The sequence below is a fragment of the Ferdinandcohnia salidurans genome (genome assembly GCF_042680725.1).
In the GTDB taxonomy this organism is placed as follows: domain Bacteria; phylum Bacillota; class Bacilli; order Bacillales; family Bacillaceae_L; genus Ferdinandcohnia; species Ferdinandcohnia salidurans.
This window is the reverse complement of sequence record NZ_JBHUEK010000001.1, coordinates 28,632-51,873: the sequence shown is the minus strand read 5'-3', so window position 1 is coordinate 51,873 and position 23,242 is coordinate 28,632. Positions and strand designations below refer to the sequence as shown.

The window sequence follows — 23,242 nt, the reverse complement described above, 5'->3', positions numbered from 1 at the left end:
TTCATAATTGGTGATGAAGAGGATAACTCTAACGACAGTGAGAAGAATTCCCCTTCATATGCTCGATGAAGAGGATAACCCTAACGACAGCGAGTCGATTTCCCCTTCATAAGACCGATGAAGAGGATAACTCTCACTACATCGAGCAGAATTCCTCTTCATATGCTCGATGAAAAGGAAAACTCGGACGACAGCGAGTCGATTTCCCCTTCATAAGCTTGATGAAGAGGATAACTCTAACGACAGCGAGTCGATTTCCCCTTCATAAGCTTGATGAAGAGGATAACTCTGACGACCGTGAGTCGATTTCCCCTTCATAACAAAGGCCTGTATCTAAAACGATACAGGCCCTTTTCTATCACTAATTTTCTTTACTAACTGCCTTATCCTTCTCCAAGAGTACGATTAACCCAGGTAACAATACTCCGCGGATTAAGAATGTGTCTAACAAGATTCCTACCGCTACAATAAAGCCGAAGACAAATAATAATTGAACCGGCTGTGTCATGAGGACTGCAAAGGTGGCGGCTAAGATGACACCAGCAGATGAGATGACTCCGCCTGTTTTTGCGACAGCAATTTGTACGGCTTCTTTTACTGAATGGTTTATTCTTTCTTCCTGGAATCTTGAGATTAGCATAATATTATAATCGATTCCAAGTGCAACTAGGAACACAAATGCGTACAATGGAACACGATTCGCGATCGTGTCGATATCAAAGAATAAGTTTGTTAAAAACATACCTAATCCTAATGCTGCTAAAAATGAAACTAAGATTGTACCCATCATATAAATCGGCATTTTAAATGATTTTGTAAGGACAATTAGCATACCAAAAATTAAAATCGTTTCAAGTATGACAATTAAAATAACGTCTCGATTATTTGTTGCTCGATCATCCACTTTAGTTGCCGTTTCACCTGCAAAGTAGAGTTCTCCATCTACATCTGCGTCAGTCAAAATTGTTTCAGAGTTTGAAATCATCTTCTCCATCGCGTCAATTGTTTTGATATCATATGGTCCTTCTTCAAACGTTAAAGAGAAATTTAGAACCCGATTTTCTTCAGTAGTTCCGTTGATTCTAACTTCGCTCACAAGATCTTGAGCTAGTAATTCATCGCGTAGTGCATCCTGCTCTTCCTTTGTAACTGCCTCTTTCCCCTCAAACAAGACTGTGGATGGTGCAAGCTCACCTTTTGCAAATTTCTCCTCGATGAGTTCATATCCTTGTCGTGATGGCATATCCTCTGGAAATGACTTCATCGTATCGAATTCGTAATTTAAGTTAAACATATTGGCTGCAGAAATAAGAAGAAAAATCCCTACAATTGCGACATATAATCCTGGTTTTTTAACAACCATTCTTCCGATTTTGCTCCAGATGGAGTTGTCTTTTACTTTCGCTTCCCCTACTTTTGGTACCTTTGGCCAGAATGACTTTCTACCGAAAAGTGTAAATAGTGCTGGCACGAGTGTAACGGATGCGATCATGATGATCACCATTGTTGTGCCGAATGTTGGTGCAAAATTACGATAATCCCCAAGGTCTGCGAAGAATAACACTAGCATCGCTGCTAACACAGTCCCACCTGAGAAAAAGACAGGCATCCCTACCTCTTTCATAGCAGATCTCATCGCATCATATTTATTTTCATAATTCTTAAGCTCCTCGCGAAACCGTGAGAATACGAATAACGAATAATCAATAACAGCCGCAAATAAAAGAATCGACATAATCGAGATTGTCTGATTACTTAATTGTAAACCAGCTTTCCCTAGTAAGCCTAATGATTGCATAGTCACTTCATATACAAAGACAGCTGCTAATAACGGTATTAAAGCTAACAACGGTGAACGATAAATCACAATTAATAAAATTAGGATTAACCCTACCGTTGATAAAATTAACACTAGATCTGCCCTTGAAAATAAATCCAGTGAATCTGTTGCAATACCCGCTGGACCCGTTACATACAAAGTTAAATCCGAGTTTTCTTCAACCACCTTTAAAATTTCATCCTTCGAATCGCGGATTTCCGTTGTTTCTAATGATGCATCAAACATGATTGGAAGAATAGCAGTTGATTGGTCCTCTGAAAAGAATCCTGCAGCAGCCTGCGGTGGTAAGGTTGATAAAGGAACTACTTGCTCTACCCCAGGAATTTCAGCATTCTCAATTTGACTAGATACATCTACAAGATCTTGAAATGAGAATTGTTCTTCATTTGATTGAAAGACCAAGATTGCTGGAGTCCCATTACTATCCTTGAAATACTCATCCACCTTACTTTGGGCAATTACCGACTGTGCATCATCAGGAAGTGAGTCAATCCTCGAGACCTCATAATCCTTTGCGTTCGGCGCAAAAACAGCTAATAATATCGTGATAATAAGCCAAGATGCTAATGTAATCCACATTCCTTTTTTTGTGGTGACTTTATCTGTAATGGCTTGTAACATGTTTTTCAAACTTACCCCACCTCTTCTTTCAAAAGTAACACTCATGTCACTTTGCATAAAAAAATTGACACTGTTGTCACGATAATTATCTTTTAAAGTGACACCCGTGTCAATTAGAAGTCTTTGAAGATTCCGTGACAAATCATTTCTTTAATCGACTGAACCCACTTATCATGAGGAATGCCAAAATGATTCGGAATCGCGACTGATTGAAAAATATAACCTAAGACGATAGGGTCAGGGATATTTGGATTCAATTGTTGTTCTCTTTTAGCCGATTCAATTAAGCCCTGCACACAACGGTACATCTCAATGTGGTAACTTTCAAGTTTTTCCTTATTTTCTTTCACTTTTTCATTTATGTGGACCGGAACACGCTTCCCAATTTCTATAAGTTGATAAAGCTCCGGATTCTTAAACATGAGGTTAAGAAGAAAATCAAATTGTGCATGGAAGCCTTCAATTGAGTTAATTTCCTTTAGCTCATGGAGAAATTGCTCCATTTTATAAAGCATATATTCCGTAATCAATTCTTCCTTGTTTTCAAAATACTTATAGATGGCTCCTCGGGAAACATGCAAATGATCCGCAACCAAACTAAACTGGAACCCTTCATAATGATGTGTTAGAAGCAATTCCTCAGTTGCCCTATATAATTCCTCAGTTGTAAATTTACGTTCACGCGCCATGTCTTTCACCCCACCACCATTATAGAACAAGATATTAGGAAAGAGAAAGAGTTGACTTCGAATTGACACATTAATAACAATAATGGACTAGTACAGCACTTCTTTTAACCTGCTCAACAATACAAAATTCATTCAAACAAACGTTTAATTGAATTCACAAATTATTGATACAAAAGGAAAAACCCATTAAACAAACGCTTGTTTGAAAATGGGTTTTCTCGAAAATAGCCGATTAGTACAGATTGTTTCGTATCCATTACTTACTTGTTTCTCTACGAACGATTGGAGCGACCTTCGTTGCTAACAATTCAATACCTTTTGCTACATTTTTAAAAGGTTGACCACCTATATCTAACTGGGCAAGAAATCGTTTGTGCCCAAAAAGCTCGTATTGTGTGAGGATTTTTTCAGCGACTTGCTGTGGACTTCCCACGAACAAAGCTGTGTCTGGACTAGCCATATGTTCAAAGTCAGTCCTTGACATCCTCGTTCCCATTCCACGCTGACGGTTAACATATTCCCAGTAATTGGAGTAATAAGGGTAAAACTCATCCTTTGCTTGCTGAGTTGTTTCAGCTAGATACGCATGGCCCGTTACACCCACCTTCAAGTCTTGGGGGTTATGTCCAGCCTCTATTCCTGCTTGACGATAAAGATCGACAAGTGGCTTAAATCGTTTTGGATGACCACCTAAAATTGCTAAAGCCATCCCCACCCCAAATTTTCCAGCACGAACGGCACTTTCAGGTGTACCTCCAACTCCAATCCAAACTGGTAGATTTTCTTGTACTGGTCTTGGGGCAATTTCAGCATTCCTTAGAGAAGAACGAAACTTCCCCGACCAAGTGACAGTCTCACTCCGAGTTAGTTTTATTAATAAGTCCATATGCTCTTCAAACAATTCATCATAATCATTTGTGCTATAACCGAAAAGAGGAAATGATTCGATAAATGCTCCTCTTCCGGCCAGTATTTCTGCACGACCATCTGAAAGTAAATCCAATGTGGAAAAATCCTCAAATAGACGAACTGGATCAAGTGTACTTAATACACTCGTTGTACTCGTTAATCTAATTTGTTTGGTACCTTGTGCAATAGCTGCTAATATAACCGCTGGAGAAGATGAAGCATAGTCTAGACGATGATGTTCTCCTATCCCAAATACATCGAGTCCTGCCTCATCCGCAAGTTTTGCAGCTTGAATAATTTCTTTCACTCTTTCTTTAGCCGTAATGGTCTTTCCTGTAAGGGGATCTGGCCCAATATCAGCAAGAGTGTAAACGCCAATTTCAAAATCACTTTTCTTGTCTTGAGTCATTAAGGTATCCTCCCTTCACTAGATAGCTAACTCAATTTGATTTCCAGAAGGGTCAAACGTGATAACCGTATTGTTCTCTTTGACCACATCTGCACCAATCTTCTTCAAGCTATCCACGATTCCATCACGGGCTTCTTCAGTTGGCAAAATGAGAGTATATGATTCAAGCCCAACGCCATTTTTAGGTGGCTTCGGTGCCCCTACTCCATTCCATGTATTAACCCCAATATGGTGGTGGTACTTTCCGGACGAAAGGAATAATGCCTGTGTACCATAACGATTTACAACATCCATTCCAAGTCCTTTCACATAAAACTCTTCGGTCTTTTGTAACTCAGCTACATGTAAGTGAATATGTCCCATTAGCGTCTCCTCAGGCATGCCTTTCCATGTCTTACCTGGTACAATATTTGTTAATAATCTTTCAAAATCTAGCGGATCAACAGCCATATCTACTTCTTCACCATTCCAATCCCATTCAGAGGGATCGCGGTCTATATAGATTTCAATTTGGTTGCCATCAGGATCATTAAGATATAAAGCTTCACTAACTAGATGGTCAGAAGAGCCAAAGCGTACTCCTTTTTCAACGAGATGAACAACGATATTAGCTAAATCAGTTTTTGTGGGTAAAAGAAGAGCAAAATGATAGAGTCCAGTTGTTCTTCCCTGTTTTGGTACAACATTTTCAGGTTGTTCTAGTGATAGTATACTTGTCATTCCATCAGTTGTTAGTTTTGCTGATGAGTCTGATCGTTCCAAAATATCAAAACCAAGTATATCCTTATAGAACTGTAATGAACGTTCTAGCTTTTCAACTTTTATTTTGACATGTCCCACAAATGTGGTTGGTTTTGTGTGATACCCCATAATTATCCTCCTTGATAATCGATAATCTTTTTTATAACTTTCCCTTTTACATAACATTTCATTTTTAAAATTAAGTTACTTTATGTAAGTAAGTGTATTTATATAATTAGTTGTTGTCAAGTAATTAAATTTCCAATTGTAATTAATTTTTCGTTTTAGTACAATGATGATTAAGAGAGGTGCATTTTAAAAATGAAACAACCTACAATCTGCCCGAAATTTGAAAAAGCAATGTCTCTATTAAGTCAAAGATGGACAGCTTTGGTTATCTATCAATTATTAGTAGGGCCACAAAGGTTTAATGAGATACAATCTTCAATTGGTATAAGTGGAAAGGTATTATCAGATCGTTTAAAGGACCTGGAGCACCAAGGATTGGTTAAACGTGAGGTTATACCGGAAACGCCTGTTATTATTGAGTATTCACTAACAGAAAGAGGACATAGCATCGAACCCATTTTAAGAGAAATTGAAAAATGGTCGCAAGTATGGGTAAAAACTGAATAAAGCAAAGAAGATAGTAAAGGGTTGTCCCCTAAGTCATTTCTTGACTAATGGGATCAACCCTGTTTTTTTATACTGTTATTTGATTATTCGTTTCGATGGTTTCAATAAACTTTTCCATCGTTGAGGTTAAGTACGCATCTGCTCTTCTTATAAAAACGGTTTTAATTTTACTGTATTGATCTGGAAGGGTATAACATCTGATCAGTCCACTTTGCTCCAAATGAGTAACTGCTGACCTAGGGACGAATGCCACACCAAGCCCAACGACTACGCTACGCAAAATCGTTTCTAATGTACCAAATTCCATAACTTTTCGCGGTGTGAGATTTTGGTCTTTATACCATGCTTTAAATCTCGCTCGGTATCCGCAACCTTCACTAAAGCAAAGAATGGTCTCCTCTTTCGACTCTTCCAATGAGGTTGTACGAATATCTGATATTAACACAAGCTCCTCTTGCAATACGTCATGCGACACAAGGTCAGGATGAAAGTCTGATTCTGAAACGAATGCTCCATCCAGCTTATGATTTAACACTTGTTCTTCTAAATCTTCAGTGACTCCTGTAAATAATGACAGATCCACATTTTTATATTTTTTAGTATAGGTAGATAATATCTTTGGTAAATGAATGACAGTTTCAACTGTTCCAATTTCTAATTTACCCGATGGCTCATTTTTATTTTGAACAGCTTTTTTCATTTCATCAGTTAACAATAATATTTTTTTACTATAGGTTAATAGCTTCTTCCCCTCAGGTGTCAATGTCATCCCCCGACGATGTCGGTTAAACAAAGGTGTATTCAGCTCAGCCTCGAGCTTCTGGATACGAGACGTAATATTGGATTGAACGTAGCTCAACTCTTTTGCCACTTCTGTAATTGTTCCTTTTTCTGCTACCATTTGAAAAATCTCTAAGTCTTTGAATTCCACGGCTTCCCCTCCTGTTCGTACATTTATCTCTATATCTATGATATCAATAAAAATGATATTAATCATTGTTTTTATTCATTTTACAGGATACCCGAACAGTTTTATTATAATGATTATCGTAACTTTTTGAAAGAGGTAGAGGAAAGTGAAAAATAGTGTACTACTCGGAGCGATTTTGTGTTTTATTGCTGCAGTATCATGGGGAGCAATGTTTCCTGTAGCTCATGCAGCATTTAAACATCTTGATCCCTTTTATTTTACAATTATTCGTTATGGCGCTGTAACGATTATTTTAGTGGCCATCTTATTATGGAAAGAAGGAAAGCAAGCCTTCCGCTTTGAAGGAAAAGGACTTCAATTATGGTTTTTCGGCACGATGGCTTTCACCGTCTATAACCTTTTTATCTTCTGGGGTGAAGACTTATTAGGGGCTTCCGGTGTAATGGTCGCATCCATTATGGAATCACTTATGCCGATGATTTCAGTTGTAATTGTATGGATGATTTTTAGAAAACGCCCGCATTTATTCACATTAGGATGTGTAATCGTGTCATTCATTGGCGCAATGTTGGTGATTACAAAAGGTGATGTTAAATCTTTTCTTGGAGCAACTGATGACTTTATACCTTCATTACTAATCTTTATCGCCGTTATTGGATGGGTCATTTACACAATGGGTGGTAGTGAATTTAGTGGTTGGTCTGCTTTACGTTATTCAACTTTAAGTTGTTTACTTGGAACTATTACCGCCATTGTAATTACATTTGGTGCAACATTGTTCGGAAATCTAACCGTTCCAACAGTAGAAAGTATGATGGCTGTAAGCCCTCATTTATTATTTATGATCATTTTCCCTGGGGTGATTGCATTACTCGGTTGGAATATTGGTGTGAGCATATTATCACCGTTAAACGGGTTACTGTTCATTAACTTTGTTCCCGTTACAACGCTCTTAATTTCGATTTTTCAGGGTAATCAGGTAACGATGTTCGATCTTCTTGGTACGATCTTAATCATCGTTTCACTTTTATCTAATAATATCTATGTAAGAATGTCACAAAAGAAAAAATCAGTTAAACAGGTTCGTACAAAACTGAGAGAAATGCCTTTATCGTAAAAAGGTTAAAGCCCATCCAACATACCACTTGTTGAATGGGCTTTGTTTTGGATAAGTACCCTAATCTAATTCATAAAATCCACAAACGACAGTTCCGACTGCTTTTGCAGCGACAAGGAGAGCATCCTCATCAATATCAAATTTAGGATGATGATTGAAATAAGGATCCTTTTCCCCCTTTGGCGTACATGCAATATAGAAGAAACAAGAAGGAAATTTTTCCGCATAATAAGCAAAATCTTCAGATGGTGCCATTGCCGGGAATTCCTTTACTTCTTTAATGTCTTTGTCATTTGCATTGTTTAGATACTCCGCAACTTTTGCTGTTAATTCAGGATCATTGTATAGAGGCGGATAATCCGTTTTGTATGTTAGCTCACATGTTACTCCGAATTCTTCTTCAAGACCACTAGTAAGTCGTTTCACTTCTTTTTCAATTTTTTCCTTTGTTTCATCCGTCATATAACGAATGTCACCTTCAAGCTCTACGCTATCTTTGATAACATTAAATGTGCCTTTTCCATCAAATGACCCTATCGTAATAACACCATTTTCAAACGGGCTTAATCGACGACTAATGATTGTTTGAACGGCTGTTACAAAATGTGCCCCTGCCACAATCGCATCATTTGCCAAATGTGGGGATGAGCCATGTCCACCTCTACCTTGAACTTTTAATTTCATATAAGCTCTTCCGTTGAATGAATATCCTGCATGATACCCAACTGTCCCTGCCGGACCTAGTGGGAGTAGGTGGATACCGAATACATGATCTAAATCATCAAGAATACCAGACTCTACAATACTTTTGGCCCCACCGGGCGGAACCTCTTCGGCATGCTGGTGGATAATTTTGATTGTACCGGGTATTTCATTTTTTAATTGAATTAAACAATCCGCTAGTACTAACAAATATGCTGTATGACCATCATGACCACACGCGTGCATCACACCTTCAGTCTTTGATTTAAACGGTACATCTGTTTCTTCAACAATGGGAAGTGCATCAAAGTCTGCACGCAGGCCAATGTTTTTTCCAGACTTACCACCTTTTATGGTCACAACAATTCCATAACCATTCCCAACATTGGATTGAACCTCTACATCTTTTCCTTTATAAAACTCTAGAATATACTGAGCGGTTTTTTCTTCTTTAAAGGAAAGCTCAGGATTTTCATGTAAATGTCTGCGAATTTCAATGATTTCATCCTTGCGCGATACTAACATTTCCATTAATTGATCTTTCATCGGATCGTGCTCCTTTTCGACTATTCTAAAACAGGTTCTTGATTTGTTGTTTTTTTAGAAGCATGATTTGGTTTAACTTCACTTGTTGTTTTTCCAGCATCTTTTGGTACCAGCATGATAATCGATAGTATCGATAATATTCCGAAGATGACATTAACAATGATACCGACCGTAGCTGCAAATTCTAGGTTCCCATTAGCTGCTATTGCCGCGTAAGCTGTAGCTGAAATTGCTACACCGAATGCACTACCAAGTGAACTTGCCATTTTATATACACCAGCTGCTTCTCCCACCTTTTCAGCTGGTGCATTTGATACAGAAGTATCTGTTGAAGGGGTGGCATAAATTCCAAGTCCTAATCCAAATAATGCAAATCCAATAAATACAACAATTGTATAAGCAAGATCAGGCAAGAATGTTAAGCCCATGACACCCACTCCAATCGTTGTGATTGTTGCGCCCCAAACCATTGGCTTTTTTGCCCCAACTTTTTGTAGGATTTTTTCCCCAACGCGAATCATTGCCAACACTGCTACTAAATACCCTAGGGACAACATACCTGACTGAAATGAATTAAAACCTCTACCTACTTGTACATACGTGTTCGCTACAACTAACGTACCAGCAATCGCATTCAGTAAGAAGTTGGATACAGTTGCACCAGTATAGGGCGCATTTTTAAATACAGCAAAATCAATTAGAACTATTTCTTTACTCTTCTCTACTTTAATGAAAAGGAGAAGACCTATTATTGTTACTGCTGCAAGACCCAGCGAAATTGGACTTGTCCATCCTAAATCAGCTCCATATGTAATAAATACATTTAGGGCAATCATCGTTACGATAAAAATGGCTAAGCCAGAGTAATCGAATTTAAAAGCTCCAGAAGATGGTTGTTTACTTTCTGGTGTATCCTTTAATAAAAACATACCAACGATTGCAAAGATAATCGAAAATACGAAAATCCATCTCCAGCCTAATGAAGTTGCGATTGTACCACCTGCAAAAGAAGCAACTCCTGACCCTCCCCAAGAACCAATCGACCAATAACTGAGTGCACGTTGTCGTTCTGCACCCTCAAAATAAGCTTTCATTAACGCAATTGTTGATGGCATAATACATGCTGCTGAAACACCTTGAATAATACGTCCAATAATTAGCAATACAGCGCCTTGAGCTATTACTAAACAAATTGAGCCGACAATACTTAAAATAAAGCCAAAATAGGCAATTTTTTTTCGACCTATTTTGTCAGCTAGACCACCTGCAGCTACGATAAATAATCCGGAGAATAAAGCCGTTAAACTTATCGCAATGTTCAACGTTCCAAGTGATATACCTAAATCTTCTTGAACGGCAGGGACTATATTGACCATTGCTTGCGCAAATAACCAGAATGTAATAACACCAAATACAATTCCAATTATCATTTTGTTTGTACCTTTATACGTTGATTCCATAGATTAACCCCCTTTTAATACTAGAATCCCCTTTCGCAGGTCACATCATGCTGTGAATCATCCAAACTTTGTTACCAAATTTCGACTAGTACAGTTTGTATTTCCTCTTGCTTAACAATATCAATTCCTTTCAAACAAACGTTTAATTGAAATTGTAAGTCGTTGATACAACTGAGGTAATCCGTTAATCAAACGTTTGATTAAAAATGGGTTTTTACGAAAATGGTCGATTAGTACAGATTGTTTTTGACGTCTAAGAAGCTTGGCATCAAAAAACCCCCAATAAACAAGATAGTTTAATGGGGGCTTTCGGAAAATTTTTTTCATTTTATCAGGGACAGAACCCTACTGAAGCATACTTAATTTTTCTGCATAACGCTTTTCATTAAAAGGAACTTGGTTTTTCAAAAGTTCATACATTTCTTCAATAAGCACTCTGCCGATCATTTCTTTAGACTCTATTTCTGAGAAACCTGAGTTGACCAATCGTTCCAAAGTTTCTTTCGTACACTTCGGGTCATTGATGTTAATCTGATTATCCACTATTTCGAGTATTTTAGCTTTTAATTTTTCTTTTACCATCAGCCTTGTCCTCCCACTTCCATATTTATTTACTAAGCTTTTATTTTAAAATTAACTTTGCGACTGCTTCACAGTGTACCGTATGCGGAAACATATCTACAGGTTGCACCTCGGCTGTTTCATACCCACCATCTTCTAAAATTCGAAGGTCCCTTGCAAGAGTTGCTGGATTACATGAAACATAAACAACTTTCTTCGGTTTCATTTGTAAAATGGTGTGTAATAACGCCTCATCACAACCCTTACGAGGAGGGTCAACGACTATGACATCCGCTCTAACTCCGTCTTTATACCAATTTGGGATGACAACCTCTGCCTCTCCAACTGCAAACTCTGCATTATCGATATAATTTAGGGCAGCATTTCGCTTCGCATCCTCAATCGCTTCAGGAACAATTTCAACTCCATACACTTTCTTTGCCTTCTGGGCTAAAAATAACGAAATGGTTCCAATTCCACAATAGGCATCAATAACTGTCTCTTCCCCTGTTAACCCTGCATACTCCAACGCTTGATCATACAGTACCTTTGTTTGTTCAGGATTAACTTGATAAAACGACCTTGCTGAGATCGCAAACTTGATATCACCAATATTATCGTAAATATATTCTTCCCCCCAAAGGACATTTGTTTCATTTCCAAAAATCACATTTGTCTGTTTGGAGTTAATGTTTTGTACAATCGACTTAACACCCGGTAGGTTTTCGGTAATCTCTAAGATGATTTTATTCTTATGTGGAAGCTCTCTCGTTCTAGTGACAAGTACGACCATAATTTCTCCAGAAACCAAGCCATAACGTGCCATAATGTGACGAAGAGTACCTTTGTTATTTTTCTCATCATAAGCCTGTATTCCATATTTCTCACAGATTGTCTTCACTGTTTGCACAACCAAATCATTCTTCTCTTGCTGGATGAGACAAGCTTCCATATCAATGATTTCATGACTTCGTTGTTGGTAAAACCCTGCAACTAGGCCGCCTTCACGGTCCGCTACTGGAACCTGTGCCTTATTCCGATATCGCCATGGATTTTCCATTCCAAGAACAGGATGAACCTTCATATTTTGTAGTTTACCAATGCGTGTCAACACTTCCTGCACCTGTTTTTGTTTCGCTACCAACTGTCCTTCATAGCTGAGATGTTGAAGCTGACAGCCTCCGCATTCTTTATAAATTGGACACGGAGCATCGACGCGATATTGGCTTTTTTCGTAAAGCTCTATCAGACGGCCAAAGCCATAGCCCTTATTGACTTTGGTAACTTTGATTTTTGCTTTCTCATCTGGTAGACCGTTCGGAACAAAGATCGGAAAGCCTTCAATTTTAGCCACACCCGCTCCATCATGGGTAAGATCTTCAAATGTGACATCATAGTATGTATTTTTTTCAACCGGCGGTTTCAGTTTTGTCATTGTGTATTCTTCCTTTGCGTTCAAAATGCTGAACTGATTGTAACATATCGGGAGGAGGTTATGCCAATATCGCTTGTTTTGAAACCAAAATAAAAAATCTGGCTCACGCCAGATTTTAATCCATTTTTTCTGCTTTTTCTTTTGATACTAGCACATTTATATGTTTGTACAGATTTACAAATTCCCCTGGCAGTAAACCACCGTATTCTCCATCTAAATTGATTTGCATTTTTTCAGTTGGATTTACTTTTACGCGATTTGCTTTGGTGTAAAGAACATGTGGATCATTAATATGCTCTCCACGAATTGCCAAAGTCGCGACCTTAATAAAATCGGCAAGGTTTGCCTTTTTTAAAATTAACAAATCAAACAAACCATCATTCATTGAGGAGTCTGGTGCTAGTTTTTCAAAGCCTCCGACAGAGTTTGTTAAGGAAACGAGGAATAACATGATCTCGCCCTCAAACAGTTTCCCATCATACTCAATACTCACTTCAGTTGGACGGATTGACGGAAGCATCTCCATCCCTTTTAAATAATAGGCAAGCTGCCCAAGCATCGTTTTCAGCTTGCTTGGTACCTCATAGGTTAGCTCGGTTAGCCTTCCTCCACCTGCAATATTAACAAAATATTTATCATTTATACGGCCAATATCAATTGGAACAGAGTTTCCTTCTACAATCACGTCACAAGCACCATCAATGTTTCGAGGAACTCCAATTGCGCGTGCAAAGTCATTCGTTGTTCCGACAGGAATGATTCCAAGTGTTGGGCGATATTCCTGCTCAGCCATGCCATTTACAACCTCGTTAATGGTTCCATCGCCACCTGCGGCTACTACAAGATCATACTTTCTCTCGACCGCAATTCGGGCTGCATTTGTTGCATCGCCAGCGCCAGTTGTGGCATGACATGAGGTTTCATATCCTGCTTTTTCTAGCTTCTCTAACACCTCGGGCAGATGTCTCTTAAACAACTCTCTACCAGAAGTTGGGTTATATATAATACGAGCTCTTTTCATTTTTCATCATCCTAAAAAAGATAATCTTATCATTCAATTTACATCATAGCTTATCCAATCGATTTAATCAATTTGGACTATTAGCAAAATAATCCAATTCTATCGCACCTATTTACTATATCATTTATATTCAAAAAACACTATTATGTTGCCCCTCATAGCTTACACCTATTACTCAAAAAATGCGCTTAGCTAAAGCCAAAGCGCACAACTCATCCTTACATTTTTTCAACTAGATTCACTGTTACAAGATCACTATTAAAAATTGATAACTTATAGGTTCCTTCACCCAACTTTTTTGTGCCCTTGTATAATTTTTCGATGGTACTTTCCTCGTAAACCTCTTCAATTCCACCACGTTCGGTTGTATCGATTTTATCCCATATTATATTTCCATTCTCAAGCACATTATTAGAAACAGCTGACAGTAGAATATCACTCTTATCATTCACATGAACCGATACATTTGACGCTCCATCTACAACCCAGTTATTTTCAAGGGAGCCCGGATAAAGTGAAACATGATTATGCTCACCTCGCACCTCTAAGCTAATCGAACTTGGCACAATAATCGTGGGTTCAATTGTTGCATATGTAGAAAATGGTCCCGTTTGATCTGCAGGTTCCTTTAATGTCACGTACATAGTATCCCCGACAACCTTCGTAAATATATAATCCTTGGCATTTGCAATGATTGGGTCTGCCTTCGGGTGAACCGTTGCACGGTACACGCCAAATACATGAAGTTCATTCGCAGTTGATCCTTCGATTTTACTTGTTACTCCGTTCGTTTCAAGGACCACACGCTTGATGTCGCTTGCCAACTTTTCCTCAATTACTGGCAAATCCATTGTACGATGCTCTGCCCCAATCACGCCTTGAACCTCATCAACAAGCCCTACAGATGATAACAAGGTAAACCCGATTCCAATTGTTCCGATAATCCCAACAAAAAGAATACTTAAGAAATCATATTTAACAATTGGATTTTCCTGCTTTGACATAAATAGATAGACGACAATTTCAACTCCCAACACAATCAGTATGATAGGCCACCACACAAGCAGTGGCTCCATCATTTGCATTCCTTTTAGCTGTGATAGGAAAAGAAGAATACCCAGCAAGACTAAAGACAATCCCATCGAAACTGAACCAACCCGCCATTTTCGCATTACGCATTCTCCTTTCGTTTTTTACTACCTACCATCAACTTCAAGCCACCGCCAATGAGTAAGATACAAATAATCGTGCCTTGGAAGTAATTGTAGTAAAAATACTGAAGATCAAAATTAAAAACTCTCATAATCATAGGACCAACCGTAGGAAGGACAACATTTACTAATAAATAGTAAATCCCCAATGCAATTAGTCCAAATCCGACCCATTTTTGGTGATTGACAATATAGGAAACGACCGGAACATCCTCAAGGTCCTCTTCTCCATGCTTTGACACCTTTTGTAGGGCATCAAAAAAGCTGTAAAACCAAATAATCGGGATTAAAAACAGGAATAATGACAACCTGAGAACGTCTAAAATATAAATCGCGAATAAAAAGGCAGCCATCAGCTGTATACCGCGTTTTTGTAGGCCAAGATACAAATGGCCCGCTCCTGGGAAAATCGCTAAAATGGTTGCTAGCGTTTTGCTTTTACGCCCTTGTTCACGTCTTGTTTCCTCAAAGTCCTCGATAATGGTCTTATCAACTAACTCTTCTCCTCGATGTTTTTTCCCTATCAACTGAATCGCATCAAACATGTTATATACCCACAGAATCGGTAGAATCCCTAAAAACACCAAGAATGCTCCTTGATCTGTAAAAATGGAAATAAACACAACCATGGTTCCCAATCCGAAAAATCCGATTAGAAAGGTCAATCCACGGTTTAACAAGCCTAGTTGAAAATGCCCTAACCCCGGGATAAACGAAAGAATAATCGTATAGAAACGTTCTGAATCATCCGTTCGTGTAACAATTACTTGCTCATCTCCCGTTTGAATCACCTGCTCCTTTTGATTGTGCTTATTATTTCGTAATAGAAAGATAATCATATCGAATACATTAATAACTTCTACAAAAAATGCAATGATAAGGCCGACTCCTAATGGATCTCCAAAACCTGTCATCATCCACCCAAAGATTCCTATTAATATAGAGCCGACTGTACCCACTCCATAAATAAACCCTCTTATCTTTCGATTTACATAAAAATGGCCGACACCTGGAATAAATGATAGGAAAAATGCTAGCACTGGATTATAACTCATTTTTCTCCCTCCTCTTGATCTGTATTGATTAAGTCAAAAACCGATAATGCTTTTTCCATCAAACTAGTTGAAACAGATTGTTTTTGCTTTGAAAAGCTAGATGCCTCCACCGTACCCACTATACCCGTCATACTTTGGAAAACGCCAGTTGACATTAGTGTTAATGTCACAACCGCAGCAACTCCATAATGGAAAATCGGGCTTTGTAAAATGGACTTCTTTTGTTTTTCCTTTTTCAGCGGAAGCTTCATTACTACCTCGTCAGTAAAATGCTCATTTTCAATATCTGGGAGCTCCTCGGCGTAGGCCTCTACTAGATTCATATATATTTCTAAACATTGGTCACAGGAATACAGGTGATCTTCGAGTTCTTTCCGACTTGATTCTGCCAATTCACCCTTCACGTACATGAACCATTCTTCGTCTCTGTAATGTCTCACCTAAAATCATCCTCCTTCCAATGTTTCTTCATCCAATTTCGGGCTCGGTATAGCTTTGTTTCAACCGTCTTTGCTTCAACCTGCTGTTCTTCTGCAATTTGTTTATAGCTTTTTTCTGCTATGTAATAAGCTTCAATCACTTTACGATAATTCGCAGGCATATCGTGTAACCGACTTTTGACCAGTTCTCTTTGTTCTTTTTGCAAAAGTGGCAATACGACATTTTCCTCTGGGGAAGAGAGTGTCGGGAGGTCATCCGGCTCAAGTATCATTTCTTGCTGCCGCTGTTTCTTCCGCTTCACATCTATTGCATGGTTCACGGCAATCCGTGTCAGCCAAGATTTAATACCCTGTGAACTATATTTGGGGAGGGCATAATAGATTTTCAGAAACACTTCCTGCGTCGCATCCTCGGCATCTTTTTCATGACGCAAAACTGAATAAATCGCCTTGAATACTAGATTCTTATATTTCTCAATAAATAACCGAAAGGCATGATCATCGCCCGTTTTTGCCTTTTCAATTAGAATCTCATCCTGAATCGTGCTCTCCCCCCTTCTCTCTTCTCTACCCTATTAGACGAACTTAACCCTACTATACCCTACAGTTTTTATAAAAAAATAATAAAAAATTTTTAATCATGAAAAAAGACCTTCAAAACTTGAAGGTCTCAAAAACAATTATTTATCTCGATGACGTAATTTATAGATTAATGTTGCGATTAATGTTGATGGTAGATTTAACAAATTCCCTTGGAGGTTATACTGTAATTGTTGCTCCTCGAAGGACATGTCTTCATACGTTTCATTATGTGTCTTTTTCGTTTTCTTTAATTCTTCCTTCGTTGCCGCTATATTTCGATATTGGAACGGAATCATTATTAAAATATAGAGAACTACAACCGCTCCAAGTATCATCCATATTGCATCCATCTTCGCACCCCCCTTGAGTGAAAACGCTTATATTTAGTTTACGATTAAGTCCTTAAGAAAGTTTCATTTGTATTGCAAAATATATATTTTTTTATGTTCGGCCAATGGTGTATCAATAACTCCGATTGCGGTACATGCTAAGTGTTATTTTTGCCGAGCGTGTATCAGTAAACCTTTCTCGCGGTACATGCCACGCACTATTTCTGCCAAAGCGTGTACCGATAAACCTCTCTTGCGGTACATGCTACGCGCTATTTTTCCCAAGCGTGTACCGGTAAAGCCCTCTTGCGGTACATGCCTCGAACTATTTCTATCCAGCGTGTACCGTAAAACTCACCCTTGCTTGGCTAACGAAAAAAAGACCTACTTTTTATTCGTAAAGTAGGCCTTCGTCTTTTATAATTTATTCATTTCTTCAGCAAGAATTTTGTTTACCATTTGTGGGTTGGCTTGTCCTTTTGTTTGCTTCATAACTTGGCCAACTAGGAAACCAATTGCTTTCCCTTTTCCACGTTTAAAATCTTCCACGGATTGAGGGTTGTTACTGATAACTTCAACGATAATCTTTGTTAGGGCACCCTCATCAGAGATTTGAACAAGCCCTTTTTCCTTCACGATTGTTTCCGCGTCTCCACCTTTTTCAATAAGCTCTTTAAAGACGGTTTTAGCAATTTTAGAAGAAATTGTTCCGTTTTCGATTAGCTTGATCATACCTGCAAGTCCTGCTGGAGTTAAGGCAATTTCATGTAATTCCTTCTGCTCGGCATTTAGGTACCCCGAGACTTCACCCATGATCCAGTTTGAGGCTTGTTTTGCATCCGCGCCATTTGCTACTGTTTCTGCAAAGAAATCAGATGTTTCCTTCGTTACAGTTAGAACAGATGCATCATATTCAGGCAGACCGAGTTCTTCAATATATCGTTTTTTACGAGCATCTGGAAGCTCAGGGATTTCTGCACGAACTCTTTCCATCCACTCATCGTCAATATACAGTTCGACTAAGTCTGGCTCTGGGAAATAACGATAGTCGTCTGAACCTTCTTTTACACGCATTAAAATAGTTGATTTTGAAGATTCATCATAGCGACGTGTTTCTTGTTCAATTACGCCACCTGCAGATAAAACTTCTGCCTGACGAATCTCTTCATATTCAAGGCCATTTTTAACGAAGGCAAATGAGTTTAAGTTCTTAAGTTCCGTTTTTGTACCGAACTCTTCTTGACCGACTGGACGTAACGAAATATTGGCATCACAACGAAGTGAGCCTTCCTCCATTTTACAGTCAGACACACCTGTATATTGGACAATTGATTTTAATTTTTCTAAGTAGGCGTACGCTTCCTCAGGTGTACGAATGTCTGGCTCAGATACGATTTCAATCAATGGTGTTCCTTGACGGTTCAAGTCAACCAACGAATAACCTCGACCAGAGTGAGTAAGTTTACCCGCATCCTCTTCTAGGTGAAGACGAGTAATCCCAATCTTTTTCTTTTCGCCGTTTACTTCGATTTCGATCCAGCCATTCTCACCAATTGGCTTATCAAATTGAGAGATTTGGTAGGCCTTTGGGTTATCCGGATAAAAATAGTTTTTACGGTCGAACTTTGTTTCCTGGTTAATCTCACAGTTTAAAGCCATGGCAGCTTTCATAGCCCACTCAACAGCTTTTTTATTTACAACCGGAAGAACGCCCGGGTATCCTAATTCAACGACACTTGTTAGTGTATTTGGTGCAGCACCGAATTCATTCGGTGCGCTTGAAAATATTTTTGATTCGGTTTTAAGTTCAACGTGAACTTCCAACCCGATAACTGTTTCAAACTTCATCTCTGTTTTCACCCCTTACAATTGTGGTTTTTGTTTATGATGTTCGGTTGCCTTTTCAAACGCATCTGCAACACGGTAAATTGTACTTTCATCAAAATGCTTACCAATAATTTGGAGACCAAGTGGTAATCCATTTGAGAATCCGCATGGAACTGATATTCCTGGCACACCCGCAAGGTTCACTGGGATGGTGAGAATATCATTCGCATACATTGTAAGTGGGTCGTCCATGTTTTCACCAATTTTGAATGCTGGTGTTGGTGTTGTAGGCCCAATGATGACATCATATTTTTCAAATACATCTTCAAAGTCTTTTTTGATTAATGTCCGAACTTTTTGCGCCTTTTTATAATAAGCATCGTAGTAGCCTGAGCTTAATGCAAAAGTTCCAAGCATAATACGACGTTTTACTTCATCGCCAAAGCCCTCGCTTCTCGATTGCTTGTACATCTCAATAAGATTTTCTGCATTATCTGTGCGGTATCCATAACGCACACCGTCAAAGCGCGCAAGGTTTGCTGATGCTTCTGAAGATGATAATAAGTAATAAGTTGCTAATGCATATTTTGAATGTGGCAGTGAAACCTCTTCCCATGTCGCACCAAGTCCTTCAAGAACCTTAAGCGAGTCAAGAACAGATTGACGAACTTCCTCATTTACACCTTCACTTAGGTATTCCTTAGGCACAGCAATTTTCAAGCCTTTAACATCACCTGTTAAAGCTGATAAGTAGTTTGGTACGTCGACATTCGCGGAAGTTGCATCCATTGGATCAACACCAGAAATGGCCTGTAATAGGTAAGCATTGTCCTCAACTGTGCGAGTAACTGGTCCGATTTGGTCTAATGACGATGCAAAAGCGATTAAACCAAAACGTGAAACTCTTCCGTACGTAGGCTTTAATCCAACCACTCCACAAAAAGCTGCTGGTTGACGAATGGAACCACCGGTATCGGAACCAAGTGAGAATAAGACTTCTCCAGCCGCAACTGCTGCTGCAGAACCACCACTTGATCCTCCTGGAACACGTTCTAGATCCCATGGATTTTTCGTTACTTTAAAGCTTGAGTTTTCATTTGAAGAACCCATTGCAAATTCATCCATGTTTAACTTACCAATCGTAACTGTTTGAGCATTCTGGAGCTTTTGGACGACCGTTGCATCATAAATTGGATCAAAGTTTTCTAGTATTTTACTTGCTGCCGTTGTACGAACACCTTTGGTTACAATATTATCTTTGACACCGATTGGCATCCCGAATAATAGACCTAATTCATCACTGCTACCAAGTGCTTCATCTAATTGTTTCGCGTATTCTTTTGCATTATCTTCATTCAATGTTAAAAAAGCTTGTACCTTATCATCAACCGCGTTGATTCGCTTGAATGATTCATCTACAAGATCTGATACTGAAATTTCTTTTTTATGTAAAAGTGAATGTAATTCTGAAATTTTGTGATCAAAAAGTGACAATTTGTCTCCCCCCTTTATTCAATGATAGATGGTACACGGAACTGACCATCTTTCGCATCTGGTGCGTTTTTCAATACTTCTTCAACTGGTAATCCTTCTTTTGCAACATCTTCACGCATTACGTTTTTCACGGAAAGAACATGTGAAGTTGGCTCCACATTTTCTGTATCTAGTTCATTTAATTGTTCAGCAAATGAAATAATCGCATCTAACTGTTGTTGGAACATCTTCGCTTCGTCCTCAGTCACAGCTAAACGCGCTAAGTTAGCAACATGTTTAACTTCTTCAATCGAAATCCTCGACATTTTCCCTTCACCTCCACCGTCCATACCCTTAGGTAATATACTGATAATATCAAAAATTACTCCGTTTCGGCAACAATTCCTCTCTCATTCTTCCCGATTTCGACAAGAACCAACGCAAAACATCTAGTTGGTCAGATTATTTCTCTTTTAGATGGGGAATTTGATATAGTAGGATTGATAAAATACAGGATGTGGAGTGATTGGAATGGAAAGGATTACTTCTGTTGAACAGTTTAATGAGATTATTCAATCTGAAGGTGCAATCGTTAAATTTGATACAACTTGGTGCCCTGATTGCCGACGACTTGAGGCGTTCATTGGTGAGATTCTTGAAACTCACAATAGTGTTCCTTGGTACAGCATGGACAAGGACGAGTTCCCAGAGATCGCTGAAAAGTATAATGTAATGGGAATCCCAAGTCTTCTATATTATAAAGGCGGAGAAAAACTGGGTCACTTACACAGTGCGAACGCAAAAACACCTGACCAAGTCAATGAATACCTTGAAGGGTTAGGAATCTAATATCCCAAAGAAATGCCGTTAATTGTTTATACAAGCAACTAACGGCATTCTTTGTTCAATTTAGATTGCATTCTATAATCCTACCTACGAAACTGGTAATCTAAAAAACCCCTCATATTTAATGAGGGATTTCCGCTTAAACATTATGCTTTTTTCAATTTCTCTTTTACCGTGTTAAATTCATCCTGGATTTCTTGAGATGGTGCTTTGGTAACTAAGCTAACAACGATAATCACAATTGTGGCAAGTAGGAAACCTGGAACAATTTCATACAAACTAAATGGAATGACAGCTTCTCTTATAACCTCTCCAGCTTCATTCAATTTAGGTGTAGAAAGAATACTCCAGACAACAACTGTAACTGCTCCTACGATCATTCCGGCTAGCGCTCCCCAACGATTCATCCGTTTCCAGAACAGGGAGAGAATGATAACAGGACCAAATGCAGCTCCAAATCCTGCCCATGCATAACCTACAAGGTCTAATACCTTACTATCACGGTCATACCCTAGGAAAATAGCAATTACTGCAATGACAAGAACCGCAATTCTACCAACCCACATTTCTTCTTTCTGGCTCGCATTCTTTTTAAAGATAGCCTTATAGAAATCTTGAGTCAATGCACTTGAAGAAACAAGTAGCTGAGAATCTACCGTACTCATAATAGCTGCTAAAATCGCGGCTAGTAAGAATCCTGCAACCCATGGGTTAAATAATACTTGTGAAAATGCGATAAATACTGTTTCCGAGTTAGCTAAAGGTGCGTCAGCGAAATAGGCAATACCCGTAAATCCGATAAAGATGGCTCCAATTAGTGACAATACCATCCAAGTCATTCCGATAAAACGTGCTTTTGGAATTTCTTTTGTTGATTTAATTCCCATAAAACGAACGATGATATGTGGCTGACCAAAATAACCTAGTCCCCACGCCAATAAAGAAATAATTCCAAGTGTTGTAGCACCAGACATGACATCTAGATAAGATGGGTCAATTGCACCGATTTGATTGACTGTTTCTCCCCATCCACCAATCTCATAAATCACGACGATCGGAATAATGATTAATGCTAGGAACATTAGGATCCCTTGGACAAAGTCTGTCCAGCTTGCTGCTAGGAAACCACCAAAGAAAGTATAGGAAAGTATAACGGCAGCTCCAACCCAAAGGGCGAGTTCATAGTCCATTTTAAATGAGCTTTCTAAAAGAATGGCCCCACCTACAAGACTAGCAGAAGTATAGAAGGTAAAAAATACTAAGATTACAACCGCGGAAATAACACGTAGAAGCTTTGATTCATCACGGAATCGATTTTCTAAATAGTCAGGAACCGTTATTGAATTTTTCGAAACCTCTGTATACACACGGAAAGGCTTTGCAATAAATTGCCAGTTCAGATAAGCACCAATTGCTAAACCAACTGCAATCCATATTTCACCCATTCCACCCGCATACATTGCACCAGGTAATCCAAGCATGAGCCAACTACTCATATCAGACGATCCAGCACTAAGGGCAGCGACCCCTGCACCTAGTCTTCTTCCACCCAGTACATAGTCAGTTAAATTTTTTGTCATTCTTGCAGCAAGGATACCGATGACCAGCATTCCTACAAGATAGATAATAATTGCTGTTAACGTTTGAACGTTAATCTCCATGTTTAGACATCCTCTCCTTTGTCAGTAAATAATGTGATAGCTGATAGTACAATTAACGAAAGCAATGGCACGAACAGCCAAAAATATGTGGTACCTGTTAAACTATATTCCACACCTTCACCCCCTCAAAGTTTTCGTTATTCCTATCCCTATGCAGTTATATACAATTTCATGATAATTCCAATTTTTCGATAATAGCT

22 protein-coding genes are annotated in these 23,242 nt (G+C 38.7%); 3 read left to right on the top strand and 19 right to left on the bottom strand.

What is annotated here, in order from left to right:
• Window positions 1–361: 361 nt before the first annotated feature.
• The 4 genes from ACFSFW_RS00250 to ACFSFW_RS00235 all read right to left on the bottom strand — a co-directional run bounded on the left by ACFSFW_RS00250 (window position 362) and on the right by ACFSFW_RS00235 (window position 5,338).
• Entirely contained in the window at window positions 362–2,470 is a 2,109-nt protein-coding gene (locus ACFSFW_RS00250; RefSeq protein WP_388034364.1) for an MMPL family transporter, read from the bottom strand.
• A gap of 104 nt (window positions 2,471–2,574) precedes the next feature.
• Entirely contained in the window at window positions 2,575–3,150 is a 576-nt protein-coding gene (locus ACFSFW_RS00245; protein WP_388034362.1) for a TetR/AcrR family transcriptional regulator, read from the bottom strand.
• Between the two features lie 256 nt (window positions 3,151–3,406).
• The gene (locus tag ACFSFW_RS00240) at window positions 3,407–4,468 is read right to left on the bottom strand and encodes an LLM class flavin-dependent oxidoreductase (protein ID WP_388034360.1); all 1,062 of its coding nucleotides are present in this window, start codon (window positions 4,466–4,468) and stop codon (window positions 3,407–3,409) included.
• 18 nt (window positions 4,469–4,486) lie between these two features.
• Complete coding sequence (locus ACFSFW_RS00235) at window positions 4,487–5,338, bottom strand: VOC family protein (protein WP_388034358.1); 852 nt, start codon at window positions 5,336–5,338, stop codon at window positions 4,487–4,489.
• Window positions 5,339–5,530: 192 nt separating this feature from the next.
• Here ACFSFW_RS00235 and ACFSFW_RS00230 point away from each other — a divergent pair, with 192 nt between their 5' ends.
• Window positions 5,531–5,845, top strand: coding sequence for a winged helix-turn-helix transcriptional regulator (locus ACFSFW_RS00230; protein WP_304219923.1), 315 nt, complete (start codon window positions 5,531–5,533; stop codon window positions 5,843–5,845).
• Window positions 5,846–5,912: 67 nt separating this feature from the next.
• On the opposite strand, the gene ACFSFW_RS00225 is transcribed toward ACFSFW_RS00230, so the two are convergent.
• Window positions 5,913–6,776 carry a LysR family transcriptional regulator gene (locus tag ACFSFW_RS00225; RefSeq protein WP_388034356.1) on the bottom strand — a complete coding sequence of 288 codons (864 nt, stop codon included), beginning with the start codon at window positions 6,774–6,776 and terminating at the stop codon, window positions 5,913–5,915.
• A gap of 145 nt (window positions 6,777–6,921) precedes the next feature.
• Here ACFSFW_RS00225 and ACFSFW_RS00220 point away from each other — a divergent pair, with 145 nt between their 5' ends.
• Complete coding sequence (locus tag ACFSFW_RS00220; RefSeq protein ID WP_388034354.1) at window positions 6,922–7,893, top strand: DMT family transporter; 972 nt, start codon at window positions 6,922–6,924, stop codon at window positions 7,891–7,893.
• Between the two features lie 60 nt (window positions 7,894–7,953).
• Here the strand turns inward: ACFSFW_RS00220 and ACFSFW_RS00215 are convergent, their stop codons facing one another.
• From ACFSFW_RS00215 to gatC, 13 genes are all read right to left on the bottom strand, one after another.
• On the bottom strand, window positions 7,954–9,141 hold the full coding sequence (locus ACFSFW_RS00215; RefSeq protein ID WP_388034352.1) for an amidohydrolase: 1,188 nt from the start codon (window positions 9,139–9,141) through the stop codon (window positions 7,954–7,956).
• A 20-nt stretch (window positions 9,142–9,161) separates the two neighbouring features.
• Window positions 9,162–10,601 (bottom strand): MFS transporter, encoded by a 1,440-nt coding sequence (locus tag ACFSFW_RS00210; protein ID WP_388034350.1) that lies wholly within the window; start codon window positions 10,599–10,601, stop codon window positions 9,162–9,164.
• A 345-nt stretch (window positions 10,602–10,946) separates the two neighbouring features.
• Window positions 10,947–11,183 carry a hypothetical protein gene (locus ACFSFW_RS00205; protein ID WP_099354983.1) on the bottom strand — a complete coding sequence of 79 codons (237 nt, stop codon included), beginning with the start codon at window positions 11,181–11,183 and terminating at the stop codon, window positions 10,947–10,949.
• Between the two features lie 40 nt (window positions 11,184–11,223).
• Complete coding sequence (rlmD, locus tag ACFSFW_RS00200; protein ID WP_388034348.1) at window positions 11,224–12,597, bottom strand: 23S rRNA (uracil(1939)-C(5))-methyltransferase RlmD; 1,374 nt, start codon at window positions 12,595–12,597, stop codon at window positions 11,224–11,226.
• Window positions 12,598–12,712: 115 nt separating this feature from the next.
• A complete protein-coding gene (locus tag ACFSFW_RS00195; protein ID WP_099360943.1) occupies window positions 12,713–13,618 on the bottom strand; it encodes a diacylglycerol kinase in 906 nt (301 codons plus the stop codon).
• Window positions 13,619–13,836: 218 nt separating this feature from the next.
• Entirely contained in the window at window positions 13,837–14,790 is a 954-nt protein-coding gene (locus ACFSFW_RS00190; RefSeq protein ID WP_388034346.1) for a hypothetical protein, read from the bottom strand.
• Window positions 14,790–15,884: a hypothetical protein gene (locus tag ACFSFW_RS00185; RefSeq protein ID WP_304219931.1), complete on the bottom strand. Its 1,095-nt coding sequence runs from the start codon at window positions 15,882–15,884 to the stop codon at window positions 14,790–14,792. Before ACFSFW_RS00185 ends, ACFSFW_RS00190 begins: the two co-directional genes overlap by 1 nt.
• Complete coding sequence (locus ACFSFW_RS00180; protein WP_388034343.1) at window positions 15,881–16,324, bottom strand: anti-sigma factor family protein; 444 nt, start codon at window positions 16,322–16,324, stop codon at window positions 15,881–15,883. The genes ACFSFW_RS00185 and ACFSFW_RS00180 overlap by 4 nt, the downstream gene beginning before the upstream one ends.
• Window positions 16,321–16,803 (bottom strand): sigma-70 family RNA polymerase sigma factor, encoded by a 483-nt coding sequence (locus tag ACFSFW_RS00175; RefSeq protein ID WP_388034380.1) that lies wholly within the window; start codon window positions 16,801–16,803, stop codon window positions 16,321–16,323. Before ACFSFW_RS00175 ends, ACFSFW_RS00180 begins: the two co-directional genes overlap by 4 nt.
• Window positions 16,804–17,004: 201 nt before the next feature.
• The gene (locus ACFSFW_RS00170; RefSeq protein ID WP_304220331.1) at window positions 17,005–17,256 is read right to left on the bottom strand and encodes a DUF3949 domain-containing protein; all 252 of its coding nucleotides are present in this window, start codon (window positions 17,254–17,256) and stop codon (window positions 17,005–17,007) included.
• Between the two features lie 396 nt (window positions 17,257–17,652).
• Window positions 17,653–19,083, bottom strand: a complete 1,431-nt coding sequence (gene gatB, locus ACFSFW_RS00165; protein ID WP_388034341.1) for an Asp-tRNA(Asn)/Glu-tRNA(Gln) amidotransferase subunit GatB — start codon at window positions 19,081–19,083, stop codon at window positions 17,653–17,655.
• Window positions 19,084–19,098: 15 nt separating this feature from the next.
• A complete protein-coding gene (gatA, locus tag ACFSFW_RS00160; protein WP_388034339.1) occupies window positions 19,099–20,556 on the bottom strand; it encodes an Asp-tRNA(Asn)/Glu-tRNA(Gln) amidotransferase subunit GatA in 1,458 nt (485 codons plus the stop codon).
• Window positions 20,557–20,570: 14 nt separating this feature from the next.
• Window positions 20,571–20,861 carry an Asp-tRNA(Asn)/Glu-tRNA(Gln) amidotransferase subunit GatC gene (gene gatC / locus ACFSFW_RS00155; protein ID WP_121449523.1) on the bottom strand — a complete coding sequence of 97 codons (291 nt, stop codon included), beginning with the start codon at window positions 20,859–20,861 and terminating at the stop codon, window positions 20,571–20,573.
• A 205-nt stretch (window positions 20,862–21,066) separates the two neighbouring features.
• Between gatC and ACFSFW_RS00150 the strand changes: the two genes are divergently transcribed.
• Entirely contained in the window at window positions 21,067–21,384 is a 318-nt protein-coding gene (locus ACFSFW_RS00150; RefSeq protein ID WP_099354972.1) for a thioredoxin family protein, read from the top strand.
• A 143-nt stretch (window positions 21,385–21,527) separates the two neighbouring features.
• Here ACFSFW_RS00150 and putP read toward each other — a convergent pair whose 3' ends face one another.
• Window positions 21,528–23,042: a sodium/proline symporter PutP gene (gene putP, locus ACFSFW_RS00145; RefSeq protein ID WP_388034336.1), complete on the bottom strand. Its 1,515-nt coding sequence runs from the start codon at window positions 23,040–23,042 to the stop codon at window positions 21,528–21,530.
• Window positions 23,043–23,242 lie beyond the last annotated feature (200 nt).